Here is a 5,811-nt window from a genome sequence, read left to right on the forward strand (position 1 = left end):
CCAGTAGTCAAACAACTGTTTATACCCTCCCGACATCTACGCCTCCTCAGTCCCTCAGTCCACGGACAAGCACACTGCGCCGATGCCGGGTAAAATCACGCTTTACTATCCTTAACCTTTACTCCACTACAAACCGATGCGCAAGGCCACTCCCCCGAAAAAGAAAACGGTCTCTCCCTCAAAAACCAAGGCGACACGAGCGGCGCGTACGCTGCGGGGCGTGGTTGTCGTGATTGATCCCGGTCATGGCGGCACCGACCCAGGAGCCAGCCGGGAGGGAGTCTATGAGGCCGCACTCAGTTATCGGATGGCGGCCACGCTCGCGGAAGTGCTCAAGCCACTGGGGGCGGAAGTGCGCTTCACGGCGCGCAGTGCCGCACTACGTCGCAAGCCGATCTCGGGCAAGCCCGAGCCCGCGCTCCTTCTTCCTCGCGATGCCACTCTCCCGAATGGTCAGCGCCTCAATGCGGGCCGCGAAATCCCCGAGTATCTCCACGCTCGTGCCACCGTTGCTGCTCGCGCCTGGAAACAGAAACACCCGCATGTCATCTTTCTGGCTCTACATTTTGATGTCTCGGCGAACCCCAGCGACCACGGCGGCTTTGCGATGTGGGACATCCGTGAGAACCACGCCTGCACCCTTGTCCGCGAGATCACTCGCCGCTTCGCCGCCGCTAGCCTGAGCGGTAACCGTCGCCCCCAGCCGCGCCCCAACGACCTAGGTGTCCTAAACCCCGAGTTCAACCCCGTGCGCCAGAAAACCCTGGTGGAGCTCGCGACGATCACCAACACCGCCGATCGAAAAAAAGCCCTCGATCCCAAGTGGCGCTGGCGGGTCGCACGGATTTTGGCAGCGGCAATTGTGGCCTGCAAAAAAGCAAAGATCATCTGAGGACTGTCACGAAAGTCTATGCATCCACGTTACCAGACTCCATGAAAACGCTGTTAGCTCTTGCCTGTCTCGCCTCACTCGCGCTCCCAACGACTGCCCACCAAGACCCCATCGCGGCGGCGATCCCCTCCACGTCCCAAGACATGCATGGTCTGGTCATTACGGGTAAAGGAAGCACAAGCCTGCGTGCGGATACCTGTTATCTCGTGTTACAACTACAGATACAAGGTAGGGGATTTCAGAGCACACAAAGCGACTCAGAAGCGGCACAGCAAAAGAAGCGGCAGGAAGTTGCCGACGCCCTACGCCCTTTTGGGCTCACGTTTACCGTAGAGACCGTCTGGGTGAAGGCAGGAATAGGAATGACAGGTTTTTTCCCGATGATAGAAACAGTCGCGCTACAAATCAATGATAAAGGCGAAGTCCTCTTTGGGAGCGCCACGGCAGCGGAAGTACGTAAAGCCCTGGAGGGCCTAGAAATTTCCTCAAGCTTCGTCTTTAGCCTCTCCAATAGAGCGCAGACAGTCGCTCTGAAGCCGCTTCTGTCCCTCGCAGTGAGAAATGGACTGGAGAGTGCAAAGTCTCTGGCGGCTCTAGCAGGGGCTTCTACCGTCCAGCTCACGGGTATACGGGAGCATGGCAGTGTGTTTTTCCAGTCAGTGACGGGAGCATGGTCTACCAGCGGCCCCCTGCGTGCCCCGGCGCAAACACTCTCAACTTCAGTCACACTACTCTTTGCGCCGCTCAATGTGATGATCTCGACCAAAAAGTAAACCACCCGGGCAGGGTATACTAGTCCCCGTGCCGGACGAAGAAAACGATGACTCGATAGTTCGTCTGCTCGACGATAACACGGCCAACCAGATCGCGGCGGGTGAGGTGGTGGAGCGGCCATCATCGGTCGTTAAGGAGCTGGTCGAGAATAGCCTAGACGCCGGAGCGAGCCGGATCGAGGTGGAACTTTTTGAGGGTGGCAAAAATAAGATCGTCGTGCGAGACAATGGCGCGGGAATGAGCCGCACCGATGCCGTTCTCGCGCTCCAGCGCCACGCCACCAGCAAGATTCGCTCCGCCGACGATCTTTTCTCCATCCACACCCTGGGCTTTCGCGGGGAGGCGCTCCCCTCGATTGCGTCGGTCTCGGACTTTCGCATTCTCACCAAGCGCCCTCAGGACGAGACGGGCACCGAGATTATTGTTCGTGCGGGCGAGCTGGCCGAGATCCGGGATGCTGCCGCGCCCGATGGCACTCAGATCACGGTGGAGAACTTATTTTTCTGTGTTCCGGCACGCTTGAAGTTTCTCAAAACCACCCAAACGGAGCTTAATCATGCCACAGACTTTCTGCATCGGCTGATTCTTGCCTACCATCGCGTTGGGTTCCGGCTCACCCACGACGGCCACGAGCTGATCGCCTACCCGGGCTCCGCCGACCCGCGTCAGGCACTTGCGACGGTCTATGGCCGCGATGTGGCACGCGAGATGGTGCCGCTGCTCTACGAGTCGCCCGGCCTCACAGTACGCGGCTCGGTGAGTAAGCCTAGTGTCAGTAAAGCAACACGCAGTGCGCAGGCATTTTTCGTCAATGGCCGCCATGTGCGCAGCCGTACGGTTCAGCACGCCTTCGACGCCGCATTCTCCAGGCTCATGACCACGGAGCGCCACCCAGTCGTCGCGCTCTTCGTGGAGATCTCCCCGGAGCTGGTGGATGTCAATGTCCATCCCGCCAAAACCGAAGTGCGCTTCACCCGCGACGGCGAGGTCTACGCCGCGATTAGTCGTGCCGTCGAGAGTGCGCTTCTCACGGGCGGGCTGGTGCCAGAAGTCACCGTTCAGGCGTCTCTCCCTGAGCTGGCAATGCCAACGACGCTCGCCATGCCTGGTATGGGGGAGCGCGGTAGCGAGCGCCTTGCGCCACCGCTACGCACCAGCCTCTCGAACTACGTGAATCTAGGAAGCTCCGATCCCGCTCCCTCTTCCACACCCAACCCGGGGGGAGGGCAATCTGGGTTTGAGCAACCAAGCGCCTATATCGGCTTCGACGGCTACAGAATCGGGCGGCTTCGGGTACTGGGGCAGTCGCGCAACACCTATATTATTGCCGAGACCGACGATGCCCTCTTGCTCATTGACCAGCACATCGCCCACGAGCGCGTGCTCTACGAGCAGATGATGAACGGCGCGACCGACAGTGCCTGGGGCGTCGTGACGCAGCATCTCGCGGTTCCTCAGACTCTGGAACTCTCCCCTGCTGATGCACGGGTAGTGCGAGAGCGACTCGGCGCTCTGGAGAGATCGGGATTTGTTCTGGAGCCTTTTGGGGGCGAGACTTTCATGGTTCGTGCCGTCCCCGCCCGTGTCGCCGATAAGCCCTACCTAGAGATACTCAAAGAAATTATCGAGGATCTTACCCAGACCAGTGTTGCGCGACGTTTATTGGTGGCCCATGAGTCGGCAATTATCATGGCATCGTGTAAAATGGCAGTCAAGAAAGGCGACCCACTGACCATGGACGAAATGACGCGCTTGCTAGCCGATCTTGCCCAGATGCGCAATCCCTTCACCTGTCCGCACGGTCGCCCGATCCTCCTGGCTCTCTCGCACCATGAGATGGACCGGAAGTTCCATCGGATTGGCCCCCACTAATCGGATTTGGGGCCACTAAATGTTATGCTAAAACTTGGTTTTATCGTCCTGGCTGCCTGCGCGGTCCTTCCTGCCATCGCCCAGCCAACATGGACTCCCCGTGTTGAAGTAAAAGGCACAGAGCTACGGGTCAACGACGTGGTTGTCCTGCGTACCCGTAGCGCGGTTGGGGGCATCATGCCCACTGAGCGTGTCCGGCTGAGTGCGGAGCGCCTGAGTGAGCTCACCCGTGCGGGCCTGGAGCCTGGTGCGGTGCGTGTTGATATCGAAACCGAGACACGCCACCGCACCGAAGTACGAACCATCACCAGGATGGTGAAGCGTACTGTGACACGACGCGTGAATAAAAAACGACGGCGTGTGAAAATAGATGTCCCGGTTCGTGTCAAGCAAAATGTCAACGTCACCTACGAAATTGAGACAGAAGCGCGCCTGATCGCCAGCGGCAAGGTGCTAGCCACAGCCAGTCCCGCGGAAGCAAAAGCGCTACATCTCGCCAAGCCCTCACTGCTCGTCGAAAACTGGGCTTCCTCATTGCGCCGTGCCCTAGCCATCCCCGGTATCACCGTCAGCGATACGGGGCAGATCGTCCCCTGGATGGAGAAGCGCACTCTCAAGTTCTCTGGGGCGGCCCGTGGCCTCGTGACAATCCAGCGTCAGAGCGGTCTGGGCAGCCCTGTGGAAGCCAGCGTGAACATGTCAAACAACACCATCACACTGCTAGGCAAGTCAGTGGGGCGCGATATCTTAGTGGTTTCCCGCGAAGGTGCCAGCGATAAGCTCACCGTGGCAGTGCAGCCCTATGCCGCCACTCTGCTTCCTCCTCAACCCGTTGTCCTTACGGGCACCGGTGTCGGCGGGGAGAAAATTGCGAAACTGGTGCTTGCCAGTGCTCGCTCAGCGGTTCAGCCCCTCTCGGGAGCGAGTTTCAGGATCGAGACGGATCCCGACTCCGTGCCACCTCCCGCATCGGGGAAATCGCTTGCCGTTCCTATCAACGTCAGTATCTCTGGACCTGAGATGCTCCCCGTGCATCAGACCCTGAAGATACCTGTCGTGTCTCGGAGTCTCCCCAAGGCGGAGACCAATGCCCTATTCTTCTCCAACAACCCCGAGCGGATCACTGCCGCCCAGACTCTCTATGTCGCACGCCTCAGCATGGGCACCGCAAGGCTTCTTTACCACCACTGGAATAACACGGGGCAGAACCTCTGGTTTGTCGCCGAGCTCGTCAACGACGGTGATACCCCCGCACGGGTTCAGGTACTGGGGGCGGACGCGGGCCCCGTGCGGGATACGGTCTGGGTAGGCTATCGCGCCACGTCGGATTTTTTCAGTGCCTACCAGAGCGACTCAGGGATGGTGGTGGAGGTTCCCGCGCACAGCCGCGTGGCTTTCCAAGCGATCCGGCTCCCCAATGACCTAACCATTTCCGGACTATTTCAGCTACGCCTAATCTCGGGGACTGCGCCTCTGGTGCGCGTGGGTGCCGACACGCCCAACTCACCGACGACAATACCAGACATCCTACGTGCCACCCCTCTGACAGAGAGCATGCAATCCCAGCTCCGTGACACCGACCGCCAGTCGCCCCATGTCTATCCCAAGCCCAGCATTAGCCTGACAGCCAAGCACAGTGTCGGAGGGCGCTGGGGATTCTTCTCTGTAGGGCGCTCTCCCATTGCGGCCACGGATCCCACCCAAGCCCTAGAGGGCAACTACGGGGTCTTCTACGACATCCAGCTCACACTGGAAAATCCCACAGGCGCTCCCGCAGATATCAAGCTAATCTTCGAGCCCGCCGGTGGCATGGCGGGAGCCGTTTTCTTGATCGATGGTAAACGCGTAGAGATTCCCCGCACCAACATGCCCACCGAGACAACTCTAGCCACCTTCCGCCTTGCGCCGGGAGCAAGAAAAGTCGTCCCCGTCCGAACGCTACCGCTCTCGGGCTCCAACTATCCCATTAATTTGATCGTAAAATCCTAAACATTGACAAAAACGCTTGACAGATAGGGAGAGGATTGGTAGAGTGGTAAGGACGCGACAGAGGCCTTTGACAATATCATTGTCAAAGTGTTGATCGTCAACAGGTTTAACAGTCTCCCTAATGGGGTATAATCCCATGGGTAGAGTACTAAAAGTAAGAGCATGCAAAAAGCGTGCCAAACAGCAGATCGCTCTCAGTTTTGTTTGTAAGAAGAGGTAAAAATAGATGCAAATTTCTCGTAATTTTCTAAGTGCTGTAGTAGCAAGTGCAGTAGTGCTGGGAT

Annotated in this window: 4 protein-coding genes; all 4 read left to right on the forward strand. The window is 58.5% G+C overall.

Annotated elements, in window-relative coordinates; translation table 11 throughout:
* The first annotated feature begins 136 nt into the window (after positions 1–136).
* The 4 genes from ACH2EH_RS05380 to ACH2EH_RS05395 are packed head-to-tail and all read left to right on the forward strand — an operon-like array spanning position 137 to position 5,527.
* Positions 137–892, forward strand: coding sequence for an N-acetylmuramoyl-L-alanine amidase (locus ACH2EH_RS05380; RefSeq protein WP_395139662.1), 756 nt, complete (start codon positions 137–139; stop codon positions 890–892).
* Positions 893–933: 41 nt separating this feature from the next.
* The gene (locus ACH2EH_RS05385; RefSeq protein ID WP_395139664.1) at positions 934–1,665 is read left to right on the forward strand and encodes a hypothetical protein; all 732 of its coding nucleotides are present in this window, start codon (positions 934–936) and stop codon (positions 1,663–1,665) included.
* Between the two features lie 28 nt (positions 1,666–1,693).
* Positions 1,694–3,538 carry a DNA mismatch repair endonuclease MutL gene (mutL, locus tag ACH2EH_RS05390; RefSeq protein ID WP_395139666.1) on the forward strand — a complete coding sequence of 615 codons (1,845 nt, stop codon included), beginning with the start codon at positions 1,694–1,696 and terminating at the stop codon, positions 3,536–3,538.
* 24 nt (positions 3,539–3,562) lie between these two features.
* Positions 3,563–5,527 carry a hypothetical protein gene (locus ACH2EH_RS05395; RefSeq protein ID WP_395139668.1) on the forward strand — a complete coding sequence of 655 codons (1,965 nt, stop codon included), beginning with the start codon at positions 3,563–3,565 and terminating at the stop codon, positions 5,525–5,527.
* Positions 5,528–5,811: the final 284 nt, after the last annotated feature.

The sequence above is a fragment of the Armatimonas sp. genome, from assembly GCF_043760365.1.
Lineage (GTDB): Bacteria > Armatimonadota > Armatimonadia > Armatimonadales > Armatimonadaceae > Armatimonas.